The sequence below is a fragment of the Paracoccus broussonetiae genome (assembly GCF_031854425.1).
Lineage (GTDB): Bacteria > Pseudomonadota > Alphaproteobacteria > Rhodobacterales > Rhodobacteraceae > Paracoccus > Paracoccus broussonetiae.
In genome coordinates this window covers 1-26,605 of record NZ_JAVRQI010000007.1, presented here as the reverse complement: position 1 = coordinate 26,605, position 26,605 = coordinate 1, and the positions used below count along the sequence as shown (strand labels likewise).

Here is a 26,605-nt window from a genome sequence, read left to right as displayed (position 1 = left end):
CATTTCTGCCAGCATCCGCAATCCAAGTCCTGCGGCGGCATGATCCGCGACAGACCCGCGGTAAAGCAGTTGCGAATGAGGCCACAACACAGCGGAAGCAGGCCAGTGCCCAAAATTGATCCTCCCTTGTCGCTGCTGGCCAACAAACAATCTGGGATTTCAATTAAAATATGAATCTCTCCGACAGGTAGAGGAATACCCCGCCGTATCGGTTTTATAATACACCACCTTTAATCCGCTCCCTCTTGTGGGAATCAATATACGGGATCTACCATGCCCGGAATTACAGTTGTTAACCTAGAGATTAGGTGAACCGCCGATGCCCACTGTAACCCTGACCATTCGAGGCGATCAACTTCTGGGATTTACCTCAGTGAGGTGGTCCGGAAACGGACAAGAAACTCAGCTAACGGCTTTTGATGTGGCCCCCGTGGGCGGTGCAGACGAGATCTACACCGTTACCGTCACCCAGGTCTCGGACGGAGAGGAACATTTCGCCAACGGCCAATTTGTCACCATCACTGACGATAGTGGCGCGGTATTGCTTCAACAGGCCGTTCCGCGCCATGATGTTTTCAATAATCTTGCGTCGGGAGATGAGTATACATTTCTCTTTCCCGGCGGATTCGAGATCAGCCTTAATATTCCAGATGTAACGCATGCCTACAATGGCTTCATCCTTGACCTGAACAGCAGCGCGAACATTCAGAGCGGGCCGCCCACCTTTATCGAATACACCTTTCCAGAAAGCGATATCGGCAATGCGGCCATTGGCGATAACGACGGACGGTTGGATTTCGCGGATGTCTCGCCCAGGTTTCCTTGCTTTGCCGAGGGTACGCTGGTCGATACTCCCGACGGTCAGCGCGCGGTCGAAACGCTGAGGGTAGGGGACCTGATCAGCACCGCGACCGGAGCAACTGCGATAAGATGGATTGGTCAGCGCCTGATCGAATTCCTTGGTCGGGACGATCCCAGGCGACCGATCGTGATCGCGGCCGGGGCGCTGGGACCTGGCCTGCCGACGCGTGATTTAGTGCTGTCGCGCCAGCATCGCATCGTTATCGATCTTGGAGAGGGACCGCTGCTGGCACCGGCAAAGTCCCTGCTCGCGTTGCCGGGCGTTCGGAACGTCCGGGGCGTGGCGCGCCTTCGCTATGTGACGCTGCTCACGGCTTCGCATGCGATCATCCGGGCAGAAGGACTGGCTGCGGAAACGTTCTGGCCCGGCCGCTGGATGCTGGAACAACTGCCTGCGCGCGACAGGAACGTTGTCCTGTCGGTGAGTGGTGGGTTTGCCGACGATCCGGCACAGCCTTATGGTGATCCGGCCCTGCCATTCAGGACAGTTCAGTTCGTGAAGCGGGCGATCGCGAGCGGACGCCTTCCCGTGGTTCCGCAACCTCGGTGCGATATTCCGGAACGGATGCTTGAGAACACTCACCCCTTGCACCACGAATGAATCCGACGCCAAGCACGACCGTCCGCAATGGGTTCTGAGGGAGATGCTGCAGAACAAGCAATTGGTAGGCTTGGAGGAGGTCGGCGGCACTGACCGAAGATGGGAAGGCCCGGCCCCTACCTGACGGTCGCATCCTGCCAATGCCGCGCGGCGGCGTTCCCGGAACATCCGTTCGAAAAACATCGCAGCGCAGACTCCGCCGTCAGGGTACCGATGCGGACGACATCGCTATTCTCCACTGCGGTGGAAAGGTCTGCACATGAACCTTCAGACCCTTCAGGAATCAGGGGCTGCTCCAACTGCCCAGGCGCAACTCTTCCAGCCCTGCTTCCCACGATATGACCGGCGCGAACCCAAGTTCACGCTGCGCTCTGGCAGTGTTCAGCGAGATTTCCAAAGCGCTCGTGGCAAATTCTTGGAAGCTTAGCGGTCCGCGCAGGCGGCCCCCGCTGAACCTGTGGAGGACGTCACCGAACCTTGCGATCAGGCGCAAGATCCCCCGAGGGACGGATTTCTCGGGCACGCTCAGGTCTTGGGTTGCCATGAGGTCAGTAACGATATCACGGAACGGTCGGGCCGGGCCGTCCGTGATATGATAAATCCTGCCAGTTTGGCCTCGTTCCAGCGCCAGATCGACCGCGTGGCAGAGATTGGCGATATGCGTCGTCGAAGATAAATAACTGCCGTTCGAAATCCAGGCAAAGCGCCCATTTCGCACCATCGTCGCAAGCGTTGGCAGCGCGGTGCCGTCATCGCGCCCCCAGACCATGCGCGGGCGCAGGATCATCACCCGCATCGTTTGGGCGGCCTGTAATGCGATGCGTTCGGCCTCGGCCTTGCCGGACGAATAGGCTCCTGCCGGACGGGCCGGATACGGCGTCGTTTCATCGACGTCCCGAAGCGGCATTCCAGCCTGAAGCACGGAATCCGTACTGATATGGACGACTGCGCCGATCCCGGCTTGCTGTGCCGCCGTCATGACGCGGGCCGTGCCGTCACGGTTCGCAGCAAGCGCAGCCCGACCCGCACCGTGGTCAAGATTTGCGGCCGCATGGATCAGGTTATCTGCGCCTTGCATCAAAGGCGTCAGGTCGCTGGTCAACATGTCGCCGATCACGGGTCTTGCGCCAAGGGCGGCAACACGCTCTGCTGCTGGTTGGCTGCGGACCATTCCAATGACGGGTCGGCCAGCGCAGATGTAATGACGGATGAGGTTGCGTCCGACATAGCCGTTGGCGCCGGTAATGAAGATGGTGCGATCAGTCATCTTGGCCGCCGGGTTTGACAATGCCGGTCAGGGCAAGAGCTTCGATGTCTTGCAGAATTTCGGTGCGCTCGGCCTCAGTCCAATCATGCAGTTCCATGTGCTCCTGAAATTTCAGCCCCTCCAGTGCAAGCCACGCAATACGGGCGGCACGCGGTACGCTGGCAGTCGCCAAAAGCTCTTGCCCGATACTGTTTTGATTGTCGCGGAAGATTTCGCGCATGGCGCTGTCCTGCATGAGAGCCGCGACAAGGCTCAGCACCGCAGGGTTGCCGCCTTGAACCGGAGGGCTACGGCGCGCCGCCTCGATACGCCCGCGCAGTGGGGCATCGGGTTCAGCCGCGAAGTATTCGGCACATTGCTGGTTGAAGGCATTGTCCGCCTTGATCGTGCGCAAGACCAACGCCGCAATCAGATCGCGCTTACTGGGGTGTTTATAAAGCACGGTGGCCTTGGATACGCCCGCCTCTTTTGCGACAGCCTCGACGTTCAGGATTCCGTCGCGGGCCACCACCCGCTCCACGGCATCAAGAATTTCGTTCTGATCATGTTTGCGGGGTCTTGCCATGGATGCACCCGTTTATTTCCGACCGGTTGGAAATAAACGGGTGCATATGTGCCGTCAAGCACATCCAGCAGTCGTTCAGACCCAGGCATCCTGCACAAGAAGAAGCGTAAGTTCCGCAATCGGGCGAAGTCGGCTTGAACTCTCAGCGCTCGGAGCAGCAATTTTCCGAGCAACCTCGACATCGTGGGGCTAGATTGCCGACACACCCTTTTCGTGGGCCATCCGCCAGATCAGGGGTGCAAGGGCAAGCGCAATTGCGGGGAAGATCAGCAGGTTGATTTGCTCCCAGCCCGCTGTCTGCAGCAGAGCCCCAGAAAAGAATGAACCCACGGCCACGGTGCCGAACACGATGAAATCGTTCAACCCCTGCGCTGTGCCGCGCTCGGCTTCGGTATGGGCATCGGCCACCATCGCCGTCGCGCCGATGAACCCAAAGTTCCAGCCAAGCCCCAGCAGGATCAGCGAGACATAGAAATGTGTCACGCCCAGCCCCGCAAGTGCCACGGCCCCGGAAAGACCGATGATGACAAGGCCGAACGCGGTGACGCGTTCCATGCCGAAACGGGCGATCAATCTGCCTGTGACGATGCTTGGCGCGAACATCGCAAGCACATGCCACTGGATGCCATGGGCCGCGTGATCGACCGAATGGCCATGCCCGACCATTGCCATCGGCGCTGCGGTCATCACAAACGCCATAAGCCCGTAGGATACGACACCGGCCATCACGGCAAGAAGAAACACGGGTGACGAGAGAAGCTGCATTGCGCTGCGCCCGCCTTTGGCTGCGTGAGCCGTTGGAGCGCGCGGGGCATGAAGCATGGCAAGCACCGGCAAGGCAAGCATCGCCAGCGCGGCCTGGCTAAGGAAACTGCCTGCATAGGCGATGCCCGGCACCGAATCGCGCGTCAGGATCACGAGCTGCGGTCCAATTACGGCGGCGCAAAGTCCCCCGACCATAACCCACGAAATCGCACGGCCGCGCTTGGCGGGCTCACATCCGTCAGCTGCGGCGAAGCGGTAGGTTTGGACATAAGATGCGTATAGCCCAGCGGCGAACGTGCCGAAACAGAACACTGCGAACGCCCCGATCCAGATCCCAGCGGCGGCGATCAGCCCCGAGACGACTCCGATCGCCGCCCCAAGCAGATAGCCGTTGCGCCGCCCAAAACGCCGCATGATCGCAGCGGCCGGAAGCGTGCCGAGGGCCAGTCCGAGGTTGAACATGCTGACCGGAAACGTGGCCAGCGCCGGATTGCTGGACAGCTGCTGCCCGACCAGCCCGCCCAGCGAGATAACGATCGGCGCGCTGGCACCGCCAAGGGACTGTGCGGCAACCAGGACAGCAAGATTGCGCGTGGGCAAGGTTTCCACGGGATGCCTCGTATCCGATATGAGTGATTTGCCCGAAGCGGGCGGCTTGGTTTTGGACCGGGCCGCCCGCTTCATTTGATCAGTCGAAGTGGACCTCGGCGGTCTTCTTCACTTCGGCATAGGCGAAGGCCAGTGCCGACATGAAGGCTGCGTGCACGTCGGCCGCTGGCACGAGACGTCCATCGAACTCAGAGTCCCGCGTGGCGCAGGCGTCCGCCACGACCGTGACACGATAGCCATGGTCGGCCGCAGCACGGGTCGTCGCGTCGATGCACATGTGACTCATCGCGCCGACGATGACGACATCGGTGACGCCCTCTTCTTCCAGCCCCGCCTTCAGCCCCGTCTCACGGAAGGAGTTAGGGAAGTTCTTGGTTATCACGGCCTCGCCCGTTTTCGGTGCCACCTCGGGGATGAACCGGGCGCCATCAGTATCCGGTTCGAAGAAGGGTGCGCCGACCGGATTCTCGTGGCGGATGTTGAACACCGCGACACCTGCGTCGCGCGCAGCATCGATGACAGTGCGGGCATTGGCGACTGCCTGGTCGATACCCTCCAGTGCAAAGCGGCCGGAGGTCAGGTAGTCCTGTTGCAGGTCCACGACGATGACTGCTGTTTTGGTCATGTTATCTTCCTTTCAAGGTTCAGAGCGATATCGTCTCGCCATCCGCCGGGATCAGCAGGTTGCGCGCATAGCCGCGATTTTCAGAGTCCGTGCGAAGCGCCTCCCGGGTAAGCTCGGCATGGTTGACCGCCTCCATGTGGCTGGCAATGACAGTGGCATCCGGCGCGGCTTCGCAGACCTTCTTCACATCATCGACGCCCATGATGATCGCGCCAAGGCCGACGATGCGCGCATCACCCGCGTTCACGACGACGACCTGCGGCGCGTGTTCGGCAAGGTTTCCTTCGACATGATCGTTCCACACCGTGTCCCCCGCAACATAGAGGCGTTTCTCATCAGGATGTTGGAGCAAGACACCCATCACGTCTCCCATGAGCTTATGTGCGTCGTCCGAACCATGCTGGCCGGGCGTTTTGGTCAGGGTCACACCTTCGAACACTGCGCGATCGCCCAGAACGCGGACATCTTCGAAACCCTGCGCGCGGATCGTCGCAGCGTCGGCTTCGTTCTGCACGAAAATCGGAAGGCGTTTGGGGACCAGCCGAATGGCGGCCTCATCCCAATGATCGGCATGGGTATGGGTGACGATGACAGCATCAACGGCAAGGATCTGGTCCAGCGGCACCGAAAGCTCGGCAGTGGGGTTGCGGACGTGGGCCCGAGGATTGGGCTGCGCGGGATCGACGGATGCCGCGAACCCTTCGTAGGTGCCTTTTTCCGCCAGGTAAGGATCGATCAGAAAGCGGGTTTTTCCGATGTCGATGCGCAGCGTGGCATTCCGGACTTGCGTGATCTTCACGGTGAGAAGTCTCCATACAATCTTTGAAACGCTAGATATCTGCCCGCGCATCTGCCTATAAGTGGCGCTATCGACAAATATAGGTTCAGTATCGCCATGCCGGATCGCATCACTGAAATCGGCATCGTCCTTTATCCCGGGGCGCAGATGGCGGCTGTGCTGGGCCTGACGGATCTGTTCGCCACGGCCAACCGTGTTGTCGGACAGCAGCACCCAAACTCTGTCCGCACCTTGCGCATCAGCCACTGGAAGGACGGAGGCCGCGTGCATGACACCATGCCGGAGGCCACGACCGCGCCCGCAGTGCTGATCGTGCCGCCGACCCTGGGCCAGCCGATCCCGCGCGAGGTGGCGATGGCCGAAGCGCCGTGGTTGCGCGCCCGCCATGCCGATGGCGCGACGCTGGCATCAATCTGCACTGGCGCTTTCGTCTTGGGGGAAACCGGCCTGCTGGACGGGCGCACGATCACTACGCACTGGACCTTCGACCATGCGATGCACGAACGCTTCCCGAAGATCCGGCTGGATCTCGACCGGATGGTGATCGAGGACGGCGATCTCATCACCGGAGGCGGTGCTATGTCGTGGGTCGACGTCGGGCTAAAGATCGTGGACCGCATCCTTGGTCCCGACACGATGATCCAGACCGCCCGAACCCTGCTTGTCGATCCTCCGCATCGCGAACAGCGTTACTACAGTGGATTTGCCCCCAACCTGTCGCACGGCGATGCGGCCGTGCTGAAAGTCCAGCATTGGCTGGAGTCGAGCGGCGCGAAGGAGGTCGAGTTGTCCCGGCTCGTCGCTGAATCCGGGTTGGAGGGCAGAACCTTCCTGCGCCGCTTCAAGAAGGCGACGGGTCTGACGACGACCGACTACATCCAGCGTCTGCGAATGAGAACGGCGCGCGAGTTGCTGCAGTTCGGAACTAAGAACGTCGATCAGATTGCGTGGGAGGTCGGTTACAACGATCCGGGCGCCTTTCGGAAGGTCTTCTTGCGCATCGTGGGACTTTCTCCGGCCGAATATCGCCGTCGGTTTCACGTCTGAAGCATCTGACGCACGCTATCTGGGATTGGTCCCAAGAGGCGCTTCCTGAACGGGGCTGACCATGGGTGGGAAACGGGGGGCTACCGCGAAGCCTGCGCGGAAATTCTTGTTCGGCAGCAAGCTTGAAGATAATCCAGACACTATTGTCGCCTTAGTTCGAACACTTCCAACCCTTGGTTCGTCGGTTGAAATTCTAGCTGGTCGAAGGCTTTCCACATTCATCGCGGATCAGCTTGAGCACACCTCAACTGAGGACCTTCTATCCTACGAAGCCCTTAGCTTTACGGGTAAGCGGCTTTGAGCAGCGCGAACATCAGCCGAGTTGTGCGGAAGAGCCCGGAGAGCCCGGCAATTAATATTTGATTTTCAAATTCTCTTGGCCCCCAATATCATACCTGGCTATATTCCCCTGATCCCGCTCCCTGACCTAACCTGTCGGAAATCAGAACCAACAGGGGTGACGACATGGGCGCGTTGGACGGCATTACGGTCCTCAGCTTCAACCATTTTCTGTCAGGACCGGCCGCGGCGCAGTTCCTTGGCGACATCGGCGCGGATGTTATCGCGGTCGAGCCGCTGGGAGGGGCGTTCCAGCGCAACTGGGCCGTCGGCAACCGTTTCGTCGACGAGACCAGCGTCAACCACATGACGACCGGACGCAACAAGCGCTCGATCGCGGTGGACCTCAAATCACCCGAGGGGCTTGCCGCCGTGCGCCGCCTGATCGCGCGCGCCGATGTCGTGATGGAGAATTTCCGCCCCGGCACGCTCGACAAGCTGGGTCTGTCCGAGGCTGCGATGCGCGCGATCAATCCGCGCCTGATCTATGCCGCGACCACCGGCTACGGCGGCGACGGTCCCTATCGCGACCGGCCCGGTCAGGACGTGCTGCTGCAGGCGATGTCAGGCCTCGCGGCCCATACCGGCAGCATGGAAAGCGGTCCGGTCGCCATCGGGACGGTTCCTATCGACCACCACGCCGCTGCGCTGACCGTGGCTGGCATCCTCGCCGCACTTTACGAGCGTGAGCGGACCGGTGAGGGCAAACGCATCGAGGTCAATATGCTGCAGGCCGCGCTGGACCTGCAGGGCGAGTCGATCACCGCATGGATGAACGGCGCCGATCGCAGCGGCCCGCGCGGTCAGGCCGGGATGGCTAACTGGTTCAGCCCCGCGCCCTACGGCATCTACGCGGTCGCGGATGGTCACGTCATGATCTCGATGTCGAAGCCTGCCGATCTGGCCGAGGCCCTGAACCTGCCGCAGCTTGCCGATTTCTCCGAGAAAGACGGCTTCGACAAACGGGGCGATATTTCCGCGATGGTTGCCGGCGGCATGGCCGCGCTGACTGCGGCACAGGCGCTGGATCGGCTGGCGAAGGCGGGCGTCTGGCATGAGTTGGTGCGCGATTATGACAGCCTTCGCGACAACCCGCAGGTAGAGCATCTGGGTGCCTTCATCGACGCCCGGACGCAGGGCGGGTCGCCCATGACGCTGCTGTCTCACCCGATCCGCTATGACGGCGAATTGCCGGAGGTGCGGCTGACGCCCCAGCCGCTGGGCGGCCAGACCCGCGAAGTACTGGCCGAGGTTGGGCTGAGCCAGGGCGAAATCGACGCACTGATTGCCAGCGGCGCTGTCGCACAAACCGAAAAGATGCGGGGCTGAGATGGATTTCGCGATTTCCGATGAAATGAAAATGGTGACCGAGGCGATCGGTCGCTTCGTGCGCGAAAAGGTCCAGCCGCTTGAGCAGGAGACCGAAGAGAATGCCCGCATCCCCGCCGACAAGCTGGCGGCGGTCCGTGCCGAGGCGCAGTCGCTGGGATTCTATGCGCTGAACATGTCCGAGGAGGTCGGCGGCGGCGGTCTTGGCGTGCTCGACATGTGCCTTGTCGAGGAGCAGCTTGGCCAGACTTCGGACGCGCTGATCCGTCGGATCTTCGGGCAGGTCTACCCGATGCTGGAACGCTTCGACGGGCCGTTGCGCGACAAATACCTGTATCCGACCGTCAAGGGCGACAAGATCTGCGCCATGGCTATCACCGAGCCGGGTGCGGGTTCGGACGCGGCCGCGATCAGGACCAATGCCTATCTGGACGGCGATGAATGGGTGCTGAACGGCACCAAGCATTTCATCTCGGACGGTGACATTGCGGATTACGTCATCGTCATGGCGGTGACTGATGCCGAGAAGCGTGCGCGCGGCGGCATCAGCCTGCTGATCGTCGACAAGGACACGCCCGGCTTCAAGGTCGCGCGCAACCAGCCAATGATGGGCCATCGTGGCTATGGCCATGCCGAGCTGACCTTTGACGATGTCCGCATTCCCAAGGGCAATGTGCTTGGTCCGGTGGGCGAGGGCTTCAAGGTGATGATGGCCAATGTCGGCGGCATCCGTCTGGGCCATATCGGTGCGCGTGCCGTGGGCATGGCCAGCCGCGTGCTGGAACTGATGCGCCAGCACGCCGCGACCCGCCAGCAATTCGGCCAGCCGATCGGCGATTTCCAGATGGTCCAGCAGATGATCGCCGACAGCGCGACCGAGATCTTTGCCACCCGCATGATGGTTTTGAACACCGCATGGGAGGAAGACAACGGCATGGACCCGCGCGACAAGGTGTCGATGGTCAAGGTGCAGGCCTCGGAAATGCTGGGCCGTGTCGCCGACCGGGGCATTCAGGTCTTTGGCGGCTACGGCTTCACCAAGGAACTGCCGCTCGAGCGGATCTACCGCGATGCCCGCGTCACCCGGATCTATGACGGCACCTCCGAGGTGCACCGCATGCTGATCGCCCGTTCGGTGATCAAGCGCGGCCTTAGCCTGTGAAGGATCAGAACATGAGCGAGCTTCCCGCAATCGGTCAGGCGATGACCTTCCGCAAGACCATGACCGTGGCCGAACAGGGCTTCTTCACCGGCATCTCGGGCAATATGGGCCGCGCGCATGTCGACCGCGCCTTCGCGCGCACGCAGGGCCAGCCCGACATGCTGGTTTTTGAACTGGCGGCGGCGGGCCTGTTCTCGACCGCCTTCGGCCGACTGGCCGGGCCGGGCTTCCGCCTTGGCGGGATCGAGTTGGGATTTGACCGCGCCTTCCCGGTCGGCAGTTCGCTGGAGGCGACGGCGACAGTTACTGAAAGCGCGGCGGATAAGGTGCGCTTCGACCTTTCCGCCACGCTGGACGGGGTCGAGGTCATCACCGGCAAGGCGCTCCTCGTGCCGCTGGATGCGCCCCATGTATGACATCCGCAACATCGACGAGTTCTCGGTCGGTGATCGGGTCAGCGTCGCGAAGACCGTTACCGAAGCCGATGGGGCTATGTATATCGCTGCGACCGGTGATTTCGGTCCGGTGCATGTGGACGAGGGCTATGCCTCGACCACGCGCTTTGGCGAGCGGCTGGCACCTGGCATCCTTGTTGCGGGGATCTGCACCTCGGTCCTGACCGCGGAACTGGTGGGCACGGTCGGGGTCTCGATCCGCGACTGTTTCTGGTTCACCGGTGCCGTGCGCTACGGCGATACGCTGACCTTCGACATCTGGATCTCGGGCATCGATCCCGAGAACCGCACCGTGGACTGGCAGGCCAGCGCGAAGAATGAGGAAGGCGTCGAGGTCCTCAAGGCCGACGCCACCCTGAAATTCCCCAGAAAGAAAGTGATCGCATGATTACCGGCAAGGATCTTGGCGGCATTACCGTCGCAACCGTTCTTCCCTTCCACGAAGACGGCGCTATCGACTGGGCCGGCTACGAGGCCGTGCTTGCGCATTGCGCGCGTCCCGAGACGACCGATTGCGTCTTCGTGAACGGCCATGCGGGCGAGGCGACCGCGCTGACCGCAGAGGAGAAGGCCGAGGTCATCCGCCGCACTCGCGACCATATCGGCAAGGACCGCATCCTGCTGGCCGGGGTCGTGCCCACCGGCTATCCCGAGGCGGTCGCGCAGGCCGAAGCCGCGCGCGAAGCGGGTGCGGATGTCGCGGTGATCTTCCCCGCCGAGGCGCTCGGCGGCGGAAATGCCAACACGGCGGCGGGCGTCAGATTCATCGAAAAGCTGGGCGCAGAGCTGCAAATGCCGCTCTCGATCTTCCAGTTTCCGATTGCGTCGGGCTTTGGCTTCTCGACCCCGGTTCTGGCCGAAATGGCCCAGATCCCCGAGGTTGTCGCGATCAAGGAAGGCTCGGCCACGCTTCTCGCCTATGACGAGAACAGGCGTGCGGTGAAGGCCGTGGCACCCGATGTGGCGATCCTGCCCTCGAACTTCCACTGGTTCTTTGCGCAGGTGGCACTTGGCGGCGACGGCATCCTTTCGGGGCTGGCGAGCCTGGTGCCGGACCTGCTGGCGGATCTGTGGAAGGCGTCGCAGGACTTGGATCTTGCCCGGATGCGCGCGGCGAATGACCGGCTTTATCCGGTGGTCCGCGCGATCTATGGCCCTTCGCCGGTCGTCGACATGCATACGCGGATGAAGGACGGCCTGCGTCTGATGGGCGTGATCAGGAACTCTGCCCCGCGCCTGCCCTTGCTGCCGCAATCCGATGCCGTCGTCGAGGGCGTCCGCAAGGCCCTGGTCACTGCCGGAGTGCTGCAATGAACGGCGGCCTTTACGCTGCCACGATCTGCACGATGACGCCGGACGGCAGGATCGACTCGGCAGCGCAGGAACTGCATTTCGCCTCCGTGATGGCGACGTCGGGTCTGGACGGGCTCTTGCTGAACGGCCATGCGGGGGAGGGGGTCTTCACCTCGCGCGAGGAACAGGCCCAGATCGTGCGGATTGCGCGCGAGGTCGCGCCCAAGGCCCGCATCCTTGCGGCGGTCAGTTCGGAATCGACCATGCAGGCCGCCGGCGATGCCGAGGCTGCGCTGCGCGCCGGGGCCGATGCGATCATGGTCTTTGCGCCTTTCTCCTGGGCGCTTGGCGCCGATCCGCGCGCGATCATCGCCCATCACCGCGGCATCGCCGAGGTGGCGGGCGCGCCAATCTATCTGTTCCAGGGCTCAGTTGGTTCGGGAAAGCTGGCCTATACGCCCGACGTGCTGCGCGCGCTTCTGGAAATCGAGAACGTCGCAGGCATCAAGGAGGGCAGTTGGGAAACCCGCGCCTATGAGATGACGCGCCGGATCACACGTGCCGCGCGGCCTGAAGTCGCCGTCATGGCCTCGGGCGACGAGCATCTTTACGCCTGTTATTTGATCGGCAGCGATGGCAGCGCGGTCAGTCTTGCCGCCGTTGTGCCGGAGTTGATCGTGGCGCTCGACCGCCATGTCCGCGAGGGTCGCCATGCGCAGGCGCTCGCGATCCACGAGGCGCTGTTCGATTTTGCGAAGCTCGTTTACGCCGCGCCCGGTCACATGGCCGCCGCGCGGCTGAAGGCCTGCCTCGCCGATCTTGGCCGCATCCCTAACGACATCTGCCGCGCGCCGACCCCTTCAGTCACGCCCGACGAACGTGCTGCCCTGATGGCCGCGCTGCGCCCCTGCGTGGAGCTTTCCCAATGACCGAACTGCAATCCCACATCGTCTTCGTCGACATCGACCCCGAGCATGAAGCTGCGTTCAACGAATGGTACGACAACATTCACCTGCCGCAGATCCTCGATTGCCCCGGATGGCTGGACGCCCGGCGCGAGAAATGCCTTGAGGGTGGGGCACGCCACGTCGCGATCTATACGATCACCGGTCCCGAGGTCTATGAAACACCCGAGTTCAACGCTATCAAGGGCTTCGGGCCCTTCGCAGACAAGGTCCGGAACTTTCACCGCATCCGCCTGACGCGAAGCTGAGAGGATGCACGCAAGGGAACGTGCACGGGACATGCTGAACCTCAGACAGCTCGAAATCCTGCGAGCGGTCGTCCAGTACCGCACCACCGTGGGCGCGGCCGAGCAGCTTGGAATGTCCCAGCCCTCGATCTCGAACACCATCCGCCATGTCGAGACATTGCTCGGGTTTCCGCTCTTCGAGCGGCAGTCGAACCGGCTGGTCCCAACCGAGGAGACAATGATCCTCCTGGAGGAATCCGAGCCCCTCTTCCTGCTGCGCGATGCCGTCAACCAGCGCGCCGCCGATCTGCGTGCGGGGCGGATCGGACGGGTGCGCATCGCCTCGACCGCCGAGATCAGCGAGGCGGTGCTGCCCCGCGCCATCGCCGACTACGCGCGCCAATATCCCCAGATCCAGATTTCGCTTGAGACCCGACCGCTCGACAGCGTTCTTCAGGTCGTCGAGAACGGGTTGGCGGACGTGGCATTCGTCATCTCGGCCTATGACCGGCAGGCGCTTGACTTCGAACTGATCGCGGAACTGCGCGCGGTCTGCATCTGCCCCGAGGATCATCCCCTGGCGGCGCTGGCGCAGGTCACACCGCGCGATCTGGATGGTCATCCGCTGGTCGGGCCCCGCACCGCCAACAGGGTCGGCATGATGATCGCGGATTGTTTCCACGAATGCGGCATGGAATATCGCCCCTCGATCGAGACCCGGTTCATGAACGCGGCTTCGCGCATCGTCGGCGAAGGGTGGGGCGTCGCCATTGTCGACGAGCTTTCGGCCCATGTGGCGCTGCGCCCCGGGCTGACGGTCCGTCCCTTCCAGTCGCGGCTGCGTTTCAACTTGGTTGCGGCAACGCTGCGTACCAAGACCCTTTCTCGCCAGACCCGACGCTTCATGAAGGCCGTATCGGACCGTGTGAAAACGCAGTTGGCCGAGATGCATGCCGCCTCAACCCCCTAGCTGCGCAGCCGGGCGACCTCCTGGGCGCCGCCACCAACCAGCAGGTTCGTGTCGTTCGTCGCGACGATCAGCGTGGCGCCGGGCGCGTGGCTTGCGATCAGATGCGGAGGCAGGCCCATCACCCCGAATTCCTTGCCATGGCGCGCGGCGGCACCGGCAATCCGGCCAAACGCGGCCAACACCGTGGCGTGTTCGACCTGTCCCCTCAATCCCAGACCGTCGGCAAGATCGTTCGTTCCGATGACGAGCATGTCGATCCCGTCGACGGCGGCGATTTCGTCGACCGCCTCCAACCCCGCCGCGCTTTCGATCATTGCCGCGATGCTGACCGCGCGGTCCGCCTGATCGCAAAAGTCGAGGGCGGACAAAAGCGCATAGTCAAGCGTCGGTATTGGTCCGGGAATGCTGCGCCCGCCAAGGGGCGCAAAGCGGCAGGCGCGCACGATCTCGCGCGCCTCGGCCACGCTGTCCACATGCGGCACGATCAGCCCGGTAGCCCCGCAATCGAAGACGCGCGCCAGGTCGCCAGACCTTGGCCCGCCGACCCGGGCCCAAACCGGAAAGTTTGCGGCAAGCCCGGCAGTCGCCACCTGCCCGAGGGCATCCATCCCCAGCGGGCCGTGTTCCATGTCGACGACGGCAAAGTCGAATTCGGCACCGCGCGCCAGCAGAACGGCCTCGGGCCGGCCGAGAATGCAAAAGGCGATGCCGATGCGCCGCGTGTCCGAGTTCTGCTTTTGCTCAGTATCTAGGCTGTTGGTCATTGCGTGTCCAAGCGTCGGATTGGTGATCCCCAAGGCTAACCGGTTCGTTTGGAGATTATTCGCTGAAAGCACGCGTTAAATACTGTGTATCAGTTTATTTATAGTCGTGTGACTTCTTGAAGCGTCTTTTCCCGATAACCTATCAGACATGGCAAAGAGCGCGAAAGCGCCGCAACCCGCCGACAGGTCGAAGGGGAAACAAGGATGGCCCATCCGTCAATCGCAAATACCTGCGTATCAGAAACTGCATGCAATCCACTGATACGCATCGCTAATCGTGGACTTTGGTTGCTGCGGCGCCTTGTCGACGGTGTCGTCCTGGCACTGCTGGCCTATATGGCTCTGGCGATCCTCGCGCAGGTGGTGGGACGCTATTTTTTCAACTATTCGATCGCCTGGAGTGAGGAGACGGCGACCTTCGCGCAGGTCTGGCTGACGCTCCTCGGGGCGGGGGTCGCGATGCGCTACAACCAGCATGTCGGCGTTGATTTTCTGATCCTGAAGGCGCCGGTGGGGGTGCAGCGCATCGTCAACGGCGCGGCCTTCCTGCTGGGGATCTGGTTTCTCGGCGTGGTGGTGGTCGGCTCGCTCTCGATGCTGTCGATCGGGCTGATGGTTAAATCGCCTGCGCTGCGCCTGCCGATGGCGATTCCCTATGCGGCCCTGCCGGTCGGATTTGCCTATTTCCTGATCGAGTTCGCGATTACCACCTTGCCGCGGGTCCTGCGCCCGGGTGCAACCGCAAGTCAGGAGGACTGAGCATGGGCGTCGCACTGTCCGGCTTTCTCGTCCTTCTGATTTCGGGGATGCCCATCGTACTCGCTCTGGGCATCGCGGGGTTGATCGCGATCGAACTGACTACCGGCGCGCCGGTGTCGATCGTCGCGCAGCGCATCTATGGCGGGATCAGTTCCTTCACACTGATGGCGATTCCTTTCTTCGTGGCCTCGGGCCTGCTTATGGAAGCAGGCGGCATCGCACGCCGCTTCGTTGCGCTGGCCGAGGCGCTGGTCGGCTGGATCACCGGCAGCCTCTACATGGTCGCGATCGTGACCGGGACCGGGCTTGCAGCGATCTCGGGCTCGGGCTCGGCGGATACCGCCGCGATCAGCGCCGTCATGGTCCCCGAGATGAAGAAGCGGCGCTACAACATTGATCTTGCGGCCTCGGTCATCGCGGCATCGGGTGCGCTGGCCTCTATCATTCCACCCTCGATCGTGATGATCGTGATCGCGATCACCTCCAATCAGTCGATCGGCGCGATGTTCCTTGGCGGCGTGGTGCCGGGCCTGATGGTCATGATCTTCCTGATGGTCGGCTGCTGGATCTACTGCCGCCGTCAGGGCGAGGTTTACCGCGACGCCCAGGCCTTCACGCTGGTCCGGCTGTGGCGCGGCTTCCTGGACGCGGGTCCGGGGCTGCTGATCCCGTTGATCGTGGTCGGTGGCATCGTCGGCGGCGTCTTTACCGCGACCGAGGCCGCCTGCGTCGCGTTGTTCGCGACGCTGATCATCACCATGCTGATCTATCGCGAGATCAGGCCCTCGGACCTGCCGCGCATCATGCTGAAGGCGATTAGCCTTTCGGCGACGGTGCTGATCATTGTCGCGACCGCCAGCGTCTTTACCTGGGTCATCGCCACGGCAGGCCTGCCTGCCATGCTGAAGGCCTGGCTGACCGGCATCACGCAAAACCCCTGGGTCTTCCTGCTGATCGTCAACTTGTTGCTGCTGGTCGTGGGCATGTTCATGGAAAGCATCTCGGCCGTGCTGATCCTGCTGCCGATCCTGTCGCCGATCGCGCAAAGCTTTGGCATCGACCCGGTCCATTTCGGGATCATCGTGTCGTTGAACCTGTCGATCGGCCTGATCACGCCCCCCTATGGGATTTGCCTATACGTCGCAGCCAGTGTCGCCGGCCGTCGGATCGAACAGGTCTCGCGCCAGATCTGGCTGCCGCTGGGGGCGATGCTGATCGTGCTGGGTCTCGTTACCTATGTGCCGGCGATCTCGCTTTGGTTGCCTGACACCTTCATTCGCTAGCCATATACAACAGGGAACAAGAAATGCTGAAACGACTGTTTGCCTCTGCCACCCTTGTCGCCGCCGTTGCGAGCCCGCTCGCGGCGCAGGAATACAAGTTCAAGATCGGCCATACCAATGCGGCCGACGAGGTGCAGGACAAGGGCCTGCAAAAGATGCGCGAACTGCTTGAGGCCAAGACCAACGGCGGGGCGACGCTGGAGATCTTTCCGGGCGGCCAGCTTGGCGACGAATCCCAGTTGATCGAGGGCGTGATGCTGGGCAGCATCGATATGTCGATGACCTCGAACGCGCTGCTGTCGAACTATGTCGAGGATTACAAGGTCTTCGACATGCCCTTCCTGTTTCCGAGCATTGGAGAGTTGGGCGGCAAGATCGACGCGAACTGGGACCTGATGGAGGCTTCCGCCAACAATTCCGGTTTCCAGCTTCTGGGCGTCCATTCCTCGGGGTTGCGCCACCTGATGACCAAAAAGCCGGTCGAGGGCATTGGCGATCTGGCCGGGCTGAAGATCCGCACCATGCAGAACCCGGTCCATGTCGAGGCCTGGCGCGCCTATGGCGCGAACCCGACGCCTATGTCGTACAACGAGCTTTACGGCGCATTGCAATCGGGCGTCGTGGATGGGGCAGAGGCCGCCTCGACCGGCTATGATGGGATGAAGTTCTATGAGGTCGCGCCCGATTTCGCGCAGGTCGGCTGGCTGAACATGACCGCGCCGGTGGTGATGCAGAAGGGCGCGTTCGATGCCCTGCCTGAAAACATCCAGACCGCGTTGATGGAGGCGGGCAGGGAAGCCGCGGCATGGGAGCGCGGCTATGTCGAGGATCAGGAACAGCCGCTGATCGACAAATTCAAGGCCGCGGGCGCGAACATCACCCAGCCCGACCCGGTCCCCTTCCGCGAGGCCTCGAAGCCGCTTTACGAAAGCCAGCTCACCACGGCGGGCCAGCAGGCGCTGCTGAAAGTCATGACCGAATAACACCCGTGCGGCGCCTTCAGGGGTGCCGCCACGCGAAGGACGAGGGACAGGCATGCTCGATACCGCCATCCGCAGCGCCCTGTTCATCACGGCGGGCGACCGCTAGCGTGTCAAAATCTGTTCTCGGAAGGCATCGCCAAAGGCTGGATCACGACTATACCCCCTACGAGGGCATGGCCGTCACCGGATCGCCGGGCCGCACCATCCTGCGCGGCCGGACCATCATGGCCGAGGGCGTGGTGACGGGTCCGGCCACGGCGGGCAACTATGTCGATCGCGGGATCAGCGAGGCATTTGCAACTGACGACAGGGCCTAGACGTCAGGCGCGATCCGCGAGACGAGGTCTTCCATCATCGCCGCGTTCTGCATGCGCAGGATCGCCTCTGCCGCCACGTTGTCGTGGCGGCGAAGGGCGTCGATCAGCAATTGCATCTCCTCGGCCATGACCCGCCTGCGACCGGTGCCATAGCCATAGCCGCGGCGGAAGGCGAAGATGATGTCCCAGCCGCGCAGGAAGACGCGCAGCGCCTCGCGGTTACCACCGAACTCGACCAGCTTGGCGTTGAAGTCGCGGTTGACGCGGATCGCCTCGAGATCCTCGCCCCGGTCGAGGTGTTCGCGATATTCTTGCGCTAAGGCCTCCAGCGCGCGGATGCGTTCCAGCGTCAACGTGGCCATGCCGCGCCTGACCGCGCAGATGCGTAGGTCGGTGTTCAGTTCGAACAGGTCGGTGATATAGGCGCGGTCCAGCTTGCGGACCGTCGCTCCCCGGTTCGGCTCGATCTGGACCAGCCCCTCACCCTCGAGCTTCCTGAGCGCCTCGCGCAGCGGCATGGTCGACAGGCCAAGCCGCTGGGCCAGCTCTGCGGTCTTCAGCCGTTCGCCCGGTGCCATCTGTCCCGAAAGGATCGCCTCGCGGATCAGGCGCGTCGCCTGATCGGCCGAGTTCAGCGCGCTGTCGAGCGGCTCGTCCATGATCACCCCCGCTTCCGGATCAGCGAGACATGCTCGGCATCGATGACGACCTCGTCGCCGCGCAGAAGGCGCACGGCCTCGGTCACGATGCCGCGCCCCTTGCTTTCACGCTTGGCGGTGAAGTCCATCTCGACATGGATCACGTCACCCGCGACCAGCGGCTTCAGGAAGCGCACCTTGTCCCAGCCGAGCGAGGCGATCGAGCTTTCGTCGTAAAGATGCAATTCGGTCTTCAACCCCTCCATAAGCGAGAGACCGTAAAGCCCATGCACGATGATGCCCGGAAACCCGGCATCGCGCGCATATTCGGCGTCAGTGTGCAACGGGTGGTGATCGCGGGTCAGGCGGCAGAAATCGGCGATGTCGGCCTCGGTGATGCGATGGTCGGGCGTGGTGTGGCTGGTCCCGAGTTCGACATCCTCATAGAACAGGTTCATGCGTATTGCTTTCCGACTTGCCGCGCGATGATCATGCGCTGGATCTGGTTGGTGCCTTCATAGATCTGGCTCAGCCGCACGTCACGGAAAAGCCGCTCGACCCGGAATTCGCGCGAATAGCCGTTGCCGCCATGGATCTGCAGCGCATTGGAGATATGGACCTGCGCCATGTCGGTGGTGAAGAGCTTGGCCTGCGCGGCTTCCAGCGCGATGGGCTGGCCGGCATCGTAAAGCTTTGCCGCGTGATGGATCAGCAGGCGGGCAGCTGCGATGTCCTTGGCCATGTCGGCGATCATGAACTGGATCGCCTGAAACTCGAAGATCGGCTTGCCGAACTGCCTGCGGTCATGGGCATATGCGATCGCGTCCTCCATCGCCGCCTGCGCCATGCCAAGCGCCATGGATGACATCATCAGGCGCGAGAAGTTGAAATTCTCCATCGCCATCTTGAAGGCCCCGTTCTCCGGTCCGATCCGGTTGGTCACCGGCACACGCACGTCATCCAGCGCGATCATGCATTCGGCAAGGCCGTGCATGCCCAACAGCTCCTCGGACTTGCCGCGATGGACGCCCGGACGATCTGTTTCGACCAGGATGCAGGAAATGCCCCTGTGCCCCGCGGCGGGGTCGGTCTTGGCGAAAACCATGATCACGTCGGCGACCTGTCCGAACGTGACCCAGGCTTTCGAGCCGGTGATGACATAGTCGTCGCCCTCGCGCCGGGCGACGGTCTTCATGCTGGCGACGTCGGAGCCGTTGTCGGGCTCGGTCACGGCGGTCGCGGGAATCACGCTGCCGTCAAGGATGTTGGGGATCAGCGCTTTGTGTGCGGCGTCGCCGTGGTGGTTCAAGAACAGGGCCGCCTCGACCGGGATGGCGAAGGCATTGCCAACCGCGCCCGAGCCGCGAGCGATCTCCTCCATCACGATGCAGGCCGTCAGTGCGTCCATGCCCGCGCCGCCGGCATCCTCGGGCAGCGCGACGCCGAACAGGCCAAGTTCGGCCAGTGCCAGGTAAGTCTCGCGGGGGAAGGCGTCCTCACGGTCGATTCGCGCGGCGACCGGCGCGATGACCTCGTCCGAGAGCTTGCGCGCGGTGTCGCGGACCATGCGCTGTTCGTCACTCAGGAAGTGATCCAAAATAATCTCCAATAAGCGATAGTTGATCTGTCATATTCGACCTCAGGCCGAGGGGAATCCTGCGTGGAACGCGTCTTCGGGGGCGCGGTCAATGAAGTAGACGATGACGTTCTTGGCATCGGTTCCATAGGCCTCGGTCACTGCGGCAGTGATCAGCCGCGCCGCCTCTCCCTTGGCTGGGGCGTCACGCGGGAATGCGTGGATTTTTATGAAGATGCGGAAAGTTTCGGCGTTTTTGCCGTGTTTTCCCGCATGCCCGTAAGAATAGTCGGGGGCTGAATTATAATAGCAGGTCACGATTTCAGGCTTGATCGCAAATGCCCGACACAGACCATCGGTCATGGTGCCGGTCGCACGCTGGCGAATCTCGTGGGGCGGGCCGGAATCGGTGACTTCGATGAAAGGCATGAGGGTTTCCATCCGTGGCTGTCTGATCAGATATGATCTGATATCTTCCTATTGACACAATATCAGATCACATCAAATCTTAAATCAACAGTTTTGAATTGGATCAGTTTCGGGAGAGCGGAAATGAAGTTTCGCGGAAGCTATACGGTCTGCGTGACCCCCTTCGACGACAAGGGACAGGTCGATCTGGCCGCCTTGCGCAGCTATGTGGAATGGCAGATCGAAGAGGGCGTGCATGGCCTGATCCCGCTGGGCAGCACCGGCGAATTCCTGTCGCTGACCCGTGATGAACGCGCGGCGGTGGCAGAGACCACCATCAAGCAAGTTGCGGGCCGGGTGCCGGTCCTGATCGGTACCGCGGCCGAATGGACAGACGAGGCCGTCTCCCTCAGCCGCGAGGCCGAAAGCCTTGGGGCGGATGGCGTGATGCTGGTGCCGCCCTATTACTCCTCGCCGACCGAGGCGGAGCTTGTGGCGCACTTCACCCGTGTGGCCGAGGCGATCTCGATCCCGATGATGCTCTACAACAATCCTTTTACAGCGAATGTCGATCTGACCGCGCCGCTGGTCGCCCGGCTCTCGGAAGTCGAGAACATCAGCTACATCAAGGACACGTCAAAGAACGTCCACCGCGTGACCGAGCTTCTGGACCTATGCGGGGACCGGATGACCGTGTTTGCGGGCTATTACCCGTGGGAGAGCTATCTTGCCGGGGCCGAGGGCTACAGCTCGGTCATGTCGAACATTGCGCCCGCGCTGTCGGCGCAGACCTTCACCGAGACGGTCGATGGCGACGCAGCACTTGGCCGCAGCCTGTATCTGCAAAGCCTGCCGCTGATCAACGCGCTGGCGGGGGATCTCTATGTCTCGGCCACCAAGTCGGCGATGCGGCTGGTCGGGCGTCCGATGGGCGACCCACGCCCGCCGCGCCTTCCGCTGCCCGCCGATGCTGAAGCCCGGCTGCGCGGCATTCTGGCCGAGCTCGACCTTCTGAAATGAACCAAGACAAACCAACAGGGAAGATTACGATGAAAATGAAAAGCCTGGCGCTTGGCCTTGTCCTTGCCTCCTTCGCCCTGTCCCCCGCTTCGGCTGCGGACGTCACCCTCAAGGCCAGCCACAATGCGAATGCCGACGAGCCTTATGGCGTCGGCATGCGCAAGATGGGCGAACTGATGGGCGAGAAGACCGGTGGCAAGGCCACAATCCAGGTCTTTGACAATGCTACGCTTGGCGATGAGATGGAGAGCATCCAGGGCACCCAGATCGGCACGGTCGACATCGCCGTGACCGCGAATGAGACGCTGGCGAACTTCGTGCCAGATCTTTCGGTCTTCAGCCTGCCGTTCCTGTTCAAGGATGCCCAGCAGATGGACCGCGCGCTGGACGATCCCGCCGTCATCGCCGAGGTGCAGGAGGCGCTGAAGGCGCAGGGGTTCCACCTGATCACCTTCTTCTCGGCCGGCACGCGGCATATCATGACCAAGAAACCGATCGAGCAGATGTCGGACCTTGGCGGGTTGAAGATCCGCACCATGCAGAACCCGGCCCATGTCGACACTTTCAAGGCTTTCGGAGCGAATCCGACCCCGCTGGCTTATACCGAGCTTTACGGAGCGCTTGAGACCGGCGTGGTCGACGGGGCCGAGGCCGCGAATACCAACTTTTACGCGCAGAAGTTCTATGAGGTCGCGCCCGACTGGGCGATGATCGGCTGGCTCGAGCTGGTCGCCCCCGTGATCATGGGCGAGGCCGCCTATCAGGGACTGCCCGATGACGTCCGGGCCGCACTGGACGCGGCCGGCAAAGAGGCTGGCAGCTTCCAGCGCGCCACCTATCGCGACAGCGACGCGGCCCGTGTGGCAGATATCGAGGCGGCGGGCGTCAAGATCAGCCATCCCGACATCACACCCTTCCGCAGCGCGGCCGAGGGCATCAAGCAGGGCTATCTGAAGTCCGATGCCCAGAAAGAGCTGTTCGATCTGATCGGCAAGGTCGAGTGACCACGGCATGTCCTTGTCCGGTGGCTTCGGCCATCGGACGGTGAAGGGGGAACCTCCGAATGTTTGCTATCATCGAGCGCATTTGCCTCGTCCTGCGCGCAATCGTGTCGGCCGTGGTGGTGGCGCTTTTCTCGGTCATGCTGGTGGCGGTGCTGGTCCAGGTTGCCGGGCGCTACTTCCTGAATTTTTCGATCTCGCAGGCGGCCGAGATCGCGACCTTTTGCCAGATCTGGCTGGTGCTGCTTGGCGCGGGCGTGACGCTGGCGCGCGGGCAGCACGTCGCCATCGACCTTCTGCCGTCTAAGCTGCCACTGGCGGGGGCGCGCGCGGCCCTGGTGCTGATTGCGCTGGTCTCGGGCGCATTCCTTGCGGTGTTGGCCTATGGCAGCCTGCCGCTGCTGAAGCTTGGGCAGTTCCAGACCTCGCCCTCGATGCGGGTGCCGATGATGTACATGTATGCCTGCCTGCCCGTCGGCGCGGCCTACATGATCCTGGAACTCTTCCTGTCGGTCGTTCAGCGCTGGGACGATCCCTTTCCCCCACCCAAACCCGAGACCGAAGAGGAGGCCGTCTGATGCTCATTATCGCCATTGCCTTCGCGGGCTTTCTTGCCCTTGGCGTGCCGGTCGTCTTCGTGCTGGGGGCCTCGGCCGTGCTCGCGCTGCTGACGACCACGGACGTGCCCGTCGCCATCGTCAGCCAGCGGGTTTTCGCGGGCCTGAACACTTTCACCCTGATGGCGATCCCCTTCTTCGTATTCGCGGGGGTCATCATGGATGCGGGCGGCATCTCGCGCCGCATCGTGGCCTTTGCCTCGGCGCTGATCGGCTGGATCGTGGGCTCGCTTTACCAGGTGTCCTGCGTGGCCGCGGCTGGGCTTGCCGCGATCTCCGGCTCCGGCTCGGCAGATACGGCAGCGATCTCGGCGATCATGCAGCCGCAACTGCGCCGCCGACGCTATGACATCGATTTCGGCGCGGCACTGATCGCCTGTGCGGGGTCGCTTGCCCAGGTCATCCCACCCAGCCTGACCATGGTCATCATGGCGGTGGTGTCGAACGTGTCGATCGGTGCGCTCTTCATCGCCGGGATCGTGCCGGGCTTTCTGTGCATCCTGCTGCTGATGGTTTGCGCCTATTACTTTGCGCGCAAGGGTGGCGATACCTACCGCGAGACCGAGCCCTTCACCATGTCGCGCCTGCTGAAAACCGGCTGGGCCGCGCTGCCAGCGGCGGGAATGCCCTTCCTGATCCTCGGCGGCATCCTTGGCGGTGCGTTCACCCCGACCGAGGCGGCGGCAGTCTCGGCCTTCTACGGGCTTCTGGTCGGCGTCTTCGTCTACCGCGAACTGAAACCCTCGCAACTGCCCGTGCTGATCCTTCGCACGGTTTCGCTGTCGGCGGCGGTCATGCTGATCATCGGCACGGCCAGCGTCTTCTCGTGGTTGATTGCGAATGCGAACGTCCCGCAGATTCTCGGGGAATGGCTGAACTCGGTTTCGTCCAGCCCGATCGTCTTCCTGCTCATCGTGAACTTGTTGCTGCTGGTCGTGGGGATGTTCATGGAGACGATCGCCGCGATCCTGATCCTCGTCCCGGTGCTCGCCCCTATCGCGACTCAGCTTGGCATCGATCCGATCCACTTCGCGCTGGTGGTGGTCATGAACTTTGCCATCGGCACCGTGACGCCTCCCTATGGCGTCTCGCTCTTCGTCTCGTCCAGCGTAGCCGGGCGAACCGTCATGCAGGTCACGCGCAAGCTGGGCCTGCCGCTGGCGGCCATGTTTGTCGTCCTCCTCGCCGTCACCTACCTGCCGGGTCTGTCGCTGCTGCTGCCGCGCGCCTTCGGCCTGATCGAATAAGGAAAATCTCAATGGAACTTAAAGTCACCATCTCGGGCATCGAATTCGACGCAAAGTTCGAGGCCGCAGCCCCGAAGACCGTCGAGGCCTTCAAGAAGCAGTTGCCCTATATCAGCAAGGTCGTCCACGTCCGCTGGAGCGGCGAGGGCGTCTGGATCCCGCTTGGGGACGAGGATTTCGGCCTGGGCTACGAGAACCACACCAGCTATCCGGCGCCGGGCCAGTTCATCCTTTATCCCGGCGGCATCAGCGAGACCGAGATCCTGCTTGCCTATGGCGGGGTGCATTTCGCCTCGAAGCTTGGTCAATTGGCGGGCAATCACTTCATGACGCTTACCTCGAATCTCGACAAGCTTGCGGAGATCGGCCCGAAAGTGCTCTGGGAGGGCGCGCAGGAGATCAGGATCGAGCAGGCCTGATCGCTACGGAGCCACCGATGACCCTTGCCCCGATCAGCTATTCCGCGCGGTTGCGCGCTCTTGCCGCAGCCCGCGGCGAAGCCGAAGCGATCCGCTTTCTGCCCCGGGACGGGGCCGAAGCATCGCTCTCCTGGTCCGGGCTCGACCGGTTGGTCGAGCGGATGGCGCAGGGGCTTGCCGCCCGGGGCATCGGACAGGGCGACGTGGTGGGGATCGCGCTTGGCAATGTCGTGGCGCATCTGGCGCTTGCTCTCGCGGTATGGCGAGTCGGCGCGACGACGTTGGTGATGGATCCCGCGATCACGCCCGAAGCCGCCGCGTCGCTTCGCGCCCGCAGCTGCGCGCGGCTGGTTGTGGGGCAGGCGCGCGGGCCGGTTGGCGACCTCGGGCCCGAGGCGCTGGTCGCGGCGGGGCAGGGCCGGGGCGCGTTCCTTCCGGACGCGGTCCCATGCCCTGCCAAGATCGTGATGTCGGGCGGTTCGACCGGACTGCCAAAGCTGATGTGTGATCATCGCCCGCACCTGCGCGTGCCGGGGCAAAGCTGGGGGCGGATCGCACCCGCCCTCGGGTTCCGGGCCGATCAGACGCAGCTTGTTTGCGGTGCGATGTCGCATAACGCGCCCTTCACCTGGGCGCAGAATGGCTTGTTCGAGGGCAACCGCATCGTCCTGATGGAGAAGTTCGACGCCGCTCGTGCGCTTGCGGCCATCGAGCGTCATGAGGTCGGCTTCGTGATGCTTGTGCCGACGATGATGGTGCGCATGCTTGAGGCCGACCGGCAGGCGCCCGCGCGCCTGGACAGCCTGCACATGCTTTACCACACCGGCGCGCCCTGCGCGCCATGGTTGAAGCAGGCATGGATCGATCGCCTGGGACCGGAACGCGTCTCGGAAATGTATGGCTCGGGCGAGAATACCGGCCAGACCGTCATCCGGGGAAAGGAATGGCTTGGTCATCCCGGCTCGGTGGGCAGGGGATTCGAAACCGAGATCCGCATTTATGGTCCAAGGGGTGAATTGCAGCCCGCCGGTGTGGCCGGAGAGATCTTCATGCGGCCCGACGACGTGGCAGGGCGCAGCGAATATCTTGGCCCCGCCGCGCCCCGGCCCCGCCGCGATGCCGAGGGTTTCCAGAGCATCGGGGATTCCGGTTGGCTGGACGAGGAGGGCTACCTCTACCTCTCCGGGCGCTGCGATGACGTGATCAACACCGGCGGGGTCAAGCTTCACCCCGAAGCGATCGAGGCCGTCCTGCTGCGCCACCCCGATGTCGCCGATGTCGCCGTTTTCGGCATTGCCGACCGGGAATGGGGCCAGTGCGTCGCGGCCGCCGTCGTCCCGCGCGAGGGCGTGACGCTGGGACAGGCGGACCTTGCAGCCTGGGCGCGCCGTTTCCTCAGTCCCGAGGAGGTGCCAAAGTCCTGGCGGCTGGTTGAAATGCTGCCGCGCGACGGCTTCGGCAAGCTGCGGCGCAAGGCACTTCCCGACACCGAAGGCGCTGCCCTGACACCAGCCGGCTGAGCGGCGGCGCAATCATCACGTGCAAAGCCCGACGCCAAGCGAGACGGCAATGATTTGGGGCGGGCGCCGCGCTTTGGCACGACTACCGCCCAGCAGGAAAGGCATTCAGGCATGAGCGATACCGTCCGCGAGGCGATGGAATATGACGTTGTGATCGTTGGCGGTGGGCCTGCG

At 62.8% G+C, this 26,605-nt stretch carries 30 protein-coding genes; 20 read left to right on the top strand and 10 right to left on the bottom strand.

Features of this window, described 5'->3' with window-relative positions; genetic code table 11:
- Window positions 1-319 precede the first annotated feature (319 nt).
- Complete coding sequence (locus RM190_RS10170; protein WP_311759321.1) at window positions 320-1,462, top strand: Hint domain-containing protein; 1,143 nt, start codon at window positions 320-322, stop codon at window positions 1,460-1,462.
- Between the two features lie 283 nt (window positions 1,463-1,745).
- Here RM190_RS10170 and RM190_RS10165 read toward each other — a convergent pair whose 3' ends face one another.
- The 5 genes from RM190_RS10165 to RM190_RS10145 form a co-directional block, all read right to left on the bottom strand.
- Window positions 1,746-2,729, bottom strand: a complete 984-nt coding sequence (locus RM190_RS10165; protein ID WP_311759320.1) for an NAD-dependent epimerase/dehydratase family protein — start codon at window positions 2,727-2,729, stop codon at window positions 1,746-1,748.
- Complete coding sequence (locus RM190_RS10160) at window positions 2,722-3,294, bottom strand: TetR/AcrR family transcriptional regulator (RefSeq protein WP_311759319.1); 573 nt, start codon at window positions 3,292-3,294, stop codon at window positions 2,722-2,724. The genes RM190_RS10165 and RM190_RS10160 overlap by 8 nt, the downstream gene beginning before the upstream one ends.
- Before the next feature lie 189 nt (window positions 3,295-3,483).
- The gene (locus RM190_RS10155) at window positions 3,484-4,668 is read right to left on the bottom strand and encodes an MFS transporter (RefSeq protein ID WP_311759318.1); all 1,185 of its coding nucleotides are present in this window, start codon (window positions 4,666-4,668) and stop codon (window positions 3,484-3,486) included.
- Between the two features lie 79 nt (window positions 4,669-4,747).
- Window positions 4,748-5,293, bottom strand: coding sequence for a cysteine hydrolase family protein (locus RM190_RS10150; protein ID WP_311759317.1), 546 nt, complete (start codon window positions 5,291-5,293; stop codon window positions 4,748-4,750).
- A 19-nt stretch (window positions 5,294-5,312) separates the two neighbouring features.
- Window positions 5,313-6,143 carry an MBL fold metallo-hydrolase gene (locus RM190_RS10145; protein ID WP_311759316.1) on the bottom strand — a complete coding sequence of 277 codons (831 nt, stop codon included), beginning with the start codon at window positions 6,141-6,143 and terminating at the stop codon, window positions 5,313-5,315.
- Window positions 6,144-6,188: 45 nt separating this feature from the next.
- Between RM190_RS10145 and RM190_RS10140 the strand changes: the two genes are divergently transcribed.
- From RM190_RS10140 to RM190_RS10100, 9 genes are all read left to right on the top strand, one after another.
- Window positions 6,189-7,139, top strand: coding sequence for a GlxA family transcriptional regulator (locus RM190_RS10140; RefSeq protein ID WP_311759315.1), 951 nt, complete (start codon window positions 6,189-6,191; stop codon window positions 7,137-7,139).
- Between the two features lie 465 nt (window positions 7,140-7,604).
- Complete coding sequence (locus RM190_RS10135) at window positions 7,605-8,807, top strand: CaiB/BaiF CoA transferase family protein (RefSeq protein WP_311759314.1); 1,203 nt, start codon at window positions 7,605-7,607, stop codon at window positions 8,805-8,807.
- Between the two features lie 25 nt (window positions 8,808-8,832).
- On the top strand, window positions 8,833-9,969 hold the full coding sequence (locus RM190_RS10130) for an acyl-CoA dehydrogenase family protein (protein ID WP_311759313.1): 1,137 nt from the start codon (window positions 8,833-8,835) through the stop codon (window positions 9,967-9,969).
- A gap of 11 nt (window positions 9,970-9,980) precedes the next feature.
- Window positions 9,981-10,385 (top strand): hypothetical protein, encoded by a 405-nt coding sequence (locus RM190_RS10125; RefSeq protein WP_311759312.1) that lies wholly within the window; start codon window positions 9,981-9,983, stop codon window positions 10,383-10,385.
- Window positions 10,378-10,812 carry a MaoC family dehydratase gene (locus RM190_RS10120; RefSeq protein ID WP_311759311.1) on the top strand — a complete coding sequence of 145 codons (435 nt, stop codon included), beginning with the start codon at window positions 10,378-10,380 and terminating at the stop codon, window positions 10,810-10,812. Before RM190_RS10125 ends, RM190_RS10120 begins: the two co-directional genes overlap by 8 nt.
- Window positions 10,809-11,738: a dihydrodipicolinate synthase family protein gene (locus RM190_RS10115; RefSeq protein ID WP_311759310.1), complete on the top strand. Its 930-nt coding sequence runs from the start codon at window positions 10,809-10,811 to the stop codon at window positions 11,736-11,738. Before RM190_RS10120 ends, RM190_RS10115 begins: the two co-directional genes overlap by 4 nt.
- Entirely contained in the window at window positions 11,735-12,646 is a 912-nt protein-coding gene (locus RM190_RS10110; protein WP_311759309.1) for a dihydrodipicolinate synthase family protein, read from the top strand. The genes RM190_RS10115 and RM190_RS10110 overlap by 4 nt, the downstream gene beginning before the upstream one ends.
- Complete coding sequence (locus RM190_RS10105) at window positions 12,643-12,930, top strand: DUF4286 family protein (protein ID WP_311759308.1); 288 nt, start codon at window positions 12,643-12,645, stop codon at window positions 12,928-12,930. Before RM190_RS10110 ends, RM190_RS10105 begins: the two co-directional genes overlap by 4 nt.
- Window positions 12,931-12,961: 31 nt before the next feature.
- Entirely contained in the window at window positions 12,962-13,879 is a 918-nt protein-coding gene (locus RM190_RS10100) for a LysR family transcriptional regulator (protein ID WP_311759307.1), read from the top strand.
- Here the strand turns inward: RM190_RS10100 and RM190_RS10095 are convergent.
- Complete coding sequence (locus RM190_RS10095; protein WP_311759306.1) at window positions 13,876-14,643, bottom strand: HpcH/HpaI aldolase family protein; 768 nt, start codon at window positions 14,641-14,643, stop codon at window positions 13,876-13,878. The two genes, RM190_RS10100 and RM190_RS10095, sit on opposite strands and share 4 nt — an antisense overlap.
- A gap of 204 nt (window positions 14,644-14,847) precedes the next feature.
- Between RM190_RS10095 and RM190_RS10090 the strand changes: the two genes are divergently transcribed.
- From RM190_RS10090 to RM190_RS10075, 4 genes are all read left to right on the top strand, one after another.
- Window positions 14,848-15,402 (top strand): TRAP transporter small permease, encoded by a 555-nt coding sequence (locus RM190_RS10090; RefSeq protein WP_311759305.1) that lies wholly within the window; start codon window positions 14,848-14,850, stop codon window positions 15,400-15,402.
- Window positions 15,403-15,404: 2 nt separating this feature from the next.
- Window positions 15,405-16,685 carry a TRAP transporter large permease gene (locus RM190_RS10085; protein WP_311759304.1) on the top strand — a complete coding sequence of 427 codons (1,281 nt, stop codon included), beginning with the start codon at window positions 15,405-15,407 and terminating at the stop codon, window positions 16,683-16,685.
- A gap of 23 nt (window positions 16,686-16,708) precedes the next feature.
- Window positions 16,709-17,668, top strand: a complete 960-nt coding sequence (locus RM190_RS10080) for a TRAP transporter substrate-binding protein (RefSeq protein ID WP_311759303.1) — start codon at window positions 16,709-16,711, stop codon at window positions 17,666-17,668.
- Between the two features lie 107 nt (window positions 17,669-17,775).
- The gene (locus tag RM190_RS10075) at window positions 17,776-17,985 is read left to right on the top strand and encodes a hypothetical protein (RefSeq protein ID WP_311759302.1); all 210 of its coding nucleotides are present in this window, start codon (window positions 17,776-17,778) and stop codon (window positions 17,983-17,985) included.
- Here the strand turns inward: RM190_RS10075 and RM190_RS10070 are convergent.
- From RM190_RS10070 to RM190_RS10055, 4 genes are read right to left on the bottom strand one after another with little or no spacing between them, the layout of a single operon-like run.
- Window positions 17,982-18,644 (bottom strand): GntR family transcriptional regulator, encoded by a 663-nt coding sequence (locus tag RM190_RS10070; protein WP_311759301.1) that lies wholly within the window; start codon window positions 18,642-18,644, stop codon window positions 17,982-17,984. The two genes, RM190_RS10075 and RM190_RS10070, sit on opposite strands and share 4 nt — an antisense overlap.
- A 2-nt stretch (window positions 18,645-18,646) precedes the next feature.
- Window positions 18,647-19,081 (bottom strand): MaoC family dehydratase, encoded by a 435-nt coding sequence (locus RM190_RS10065; protein ID WP_311759300.1) that lies wholly within the window; start codon window positions 19,079-19,081, stop codon window positions 18,647-18,649.
- Window positions 19,078-20,220, bottom strand: a complete 1,143-nt coding sequence (locus RM190_RS10060) for an acyl-CoA dehydrogenase family protein (protein WP_311759532.1) — start codon at window positions 20,218-20,220, stop codon at window positions 19,078-19,080. Before RM190_RS10060 ends, RM190_RS10065 begins: the two co-directional genes overlap by 4 nt.
- Before the next feature lie 42 nt (window positions 20,221-20,262).
- The gene (locus tag RM190_RS10055) at window positions 20,263-20,628 is read right to left on the bottom strand and encodes a tautomerase family protein (RefSeq protein ID WP_311759299.1); all 366 of its coding nucleotides are present in this window, start codon (window positions 20,626-20,628) and stop codon (window positions 20,263-20,265) included.
- Window positions 20,629-20,751: 123 nt separating this feature from the next.
- On the opposite strand from RM190_RS10055, the gene dapA reads away from it, so the two are divergent.
- The 6 genes from dapA to RM190_RS10025 are packed head-to-tail and all read left to right on the top strand — an operon-like array spanning window position 20,752 to window position 26,431.
- Window positions 20,752-21,627 carry a 4-hydroxy-tetrahydrodipicolinate synthase gene (dapA, locus tag RM190_RS10050; RefSeq protein ID WP_311759298.1) on the top strand — a complete coding sequence of 292 codons (876 nt, stop codon included), beginning with the start codon at window positions 20,752-20,754 and terminating at the stop codon, window positions 21,625-21,627.
- 29 nt (window positions 21,628-21,656) lie between these two features.
- On the top strand, window positions 21,657-22,631 hold the full coding sequence (locus RM190_RS10045; protein ID WP_311759297.1) for a TRAP transporter substrate-binding protein: 975 nt from the start codon (window positions 21,657-21,659) through the stop codon (window positions 22,629-22,631).
- A gap of 59 nt (window positions 22,632-22,690) precedes the next feature.
- On the top strand, window positions 22,691-23,206 hold the full coding sequence (locus RM190_RS10040) for a TRAP transporter small permease (protein ID WP_311759296.1): 516 nt from the start codon (window positions 22,691-22,693) through the stop codon (window positions 23,204-23,206).
- On the top strand, window positions 23,206-24,492 hold the full coding sequence (locus RM190_RS10035; protein WP_311759295.1) for a TRAP transporter large permease: 1,287 nt from the start codon (window positions 23,206-23,208) through the stop codon (window positions 24,490-24,492). The genes RM190_RS10040 and RM190_RS10035 overlap by 1 nt, the downstream gene beginning before the upstream one ends.
- A gap of 11 nt (window positions 24,493-24,503) precedes the next feature.
- Window positions 24,504-24,911 carry a DUF3830 family protein gene (locus RM190_RS10030; protein WP_311759294.1) on the top strand — a complete coding sequence of 136 codons (408 nt, stop codon included), beginning with the start codon at window positions 24,504-24,506 and terminating at the stop codon, window positions 24,909-24,911.
- 17 nt (window positions 24,912-24,928) lie between these two features.
- On the top strand, window positions 24,929-26,431 hold the full coding sequence (locus tag RM190_RS10025) for an AMP-binding protein (protein WP_311759293.1): 1,503 nt from the start codon (window positions 24,929-24,931) through the stop codon (window positions 26,429-26,431).
- Window positions 26,432-26,605: the final 174 nt, after the last annotated feature.

Bases quoted from the DNA above. Each gene is read 5' to 3' on its own strand.
- RM190_RS10170 (WP_311759321.1), top strand. From the start codon at position 320: ATGCCCACTGTAACCCTGACCATTCGAGGCGATCAACTTCTGGGATTT.
- RM190_RS10165 (WP_311759320.1), bottom strand. From the start codon at position 2,729: ATGACTGATCGCACCATCTTCATTACCGGCGCCAACGGCTATGTCGGA.
- RM190_RS10160 (WP_311759319.1), bottom strand. From the start codon at position 3,294: ATGGCAAGACCCCGCAAACATGATCAGAACGAAATTCTTGATGCCGTG.
- RM190_RS10150 (WP_311759317.1), bottom strand. From the start codon at position 5,293: ATGACCAAAACAGCAGTCATCGTCGTGGACCTGCAACAGGACTACCTG.
- RM190_RS10145 (WP_311759316.1), bottom strand. From the start codon at position 6,143: ATGCGCGGGCAGATATCTAGCGTTTCAAAGATTGTATGGAGACTTCTC.
- RM190_RS10140 (WP_311759315.1), top strand. From the start codon at position 6,189: ATGCCGGATCGCATCACTGAAATCGGCATCGTCCTTTATCCCGGGGCG.
- RM190_RS10135 (WP_311759314.1), top strand. From the start codon at position 7,605: ATGGGCGCGTTGGACGGCATTACGGTCCTCAGCTTCAACCATTTTCTG.
- RM190_RS10130 (WP_311759313.1), top strand. From the start codon at position 8,833: ATGAAAATGGTGACCGAGGCGATCGGTCGCTTCGTGCGCGAAAAGGTC.
- RM190_RS10125 (WP_311759312.1), top strand. From the start codon at position 9,981: ATGAGCGAGCTTCCCGCAATCGGTCAGGCGATGACCTTCCGCAAGACC.
- RM190_RS10120 (WP_311759311.1), top strand. From the start codon at position 10,378: ATGTATGACATCCGCAACATCGACGAGTTCTCGGTCGGTGATCGGGTC.
- RM190_RS10115 (WP_311759310.1), top strand. From the start codon at position 10,809: ATGATTACCGGCAAGGATCTTGGCGGCATTACCGTCGCAACCGTTCTT.
- RM190_RS10110 (WP_311759309.1), top strand. From the start codon at position 11,735: ATGAACGGCGGCCTTTACGCTGCCACGATCTGCACGATGACGCCGGAC.
- RM190_RS10105 (WP_311759308.1), top strand. From the start codon at position 12,643: ATGACCGAACTGCAATCCCACATCGTCTTCGTCGACATCGACCCCGAG.
- RM190_RS10100 (WP_311759307.1), top strand. From the start codon at position 12,962: ATGCTGAACCTCAGACAGCTCGAAATCCTGCGAGCGGTCGTCCAGTAC.
- RM190_RS10095 (WP_311759306.1), bottom strand. From the start codon at position 14,643: ATGACCAACAGCCTAGATACTGAGCAAAAGCAGAACTCGGACACGCGG.
- RM190_RS10090 (WP_311759305.1), top strand. From the start codon at position 14,848: ATGGCCCATCCGTCAATCGCAAATACCTGCGTATCAGAAACTGCATGC.
- RM190_RS10085 (WP_311759304.1), top strand. From the start codon at position 15,405: ATGGGCGTCGCACTGTCCGGCTTTCTCGTCCTTCTGATTTCGGGGATG.
- RM190_RS10080 (WP_311759303.1), top strand. From the start codon at position 16,709: ATGCTGAAACGACTGTTTGCCTCTGCCACCCTTGTCGCCGCCGTTGCG.
- RM190_RS10070 (WP_311759301.1), bottom strand. From the start codon at position 18,644: ATGGACGAGCCGCTCGACAGCGCGCTGAACTCGGCCGATCAGGCGACG.
- RM190_RS10065 (WP_311759300.1), bottom strand. From the start codon at position 19,081: ATGAACCTGTTCTATGAGGATGTCGAACTCGGGACCAGCCACACCACG.
- RM190_RS10055 (WP_311759299.1), bottom strand. From the start codon at position 20,628: ATGCCTTTCATCGAAGTCACCGATTCCGGCCCGCCCCACGAGATTCGC.
- dapA (WP_311759298.1), top strand. From the start codon at position 20,752: ATGAAGTTTCGCGGAAGCTATACGGTCTGCGTGACCCCCTTCGACGAC.
- RM190_RS10045 (WP_311759297.1), top strand. From the start codon at position 21,657: ATGAAAATGAAAAGCCTGGCGCTTGGCCTTGTCCTTGCCTCCTTCGCC.
- RM190_RS10040 (WP_311759296.1), top strand. From the start codon at position 22,691: ATGTTTGCTATCATCGAGCGCATTTGCCTCGTCCTGCGCGCAATCGTG.
- RM190_RS10035 (WP_311759295.1), top strand. From the start codon at position 23,206: ATGCTCATTATCGCCATTGCCTTCGCGGGCTTTCTTGCCCTTGGCGTG.
- RM190_RS10030 (WP_311759294.1), top strand. From the start codon at position 24,504: ATGGAACTTAAAGTCACCATCTCGGGCATCGAATTCGACGCAAAGTTC.
- RM190_RS10025 (WP_311759293.1), top strand. From the start codon at position 24,929: ATGACCCTTGCCCCGATCAGCTATTCCGCGCGGTTGCGCGCTCTTGCC.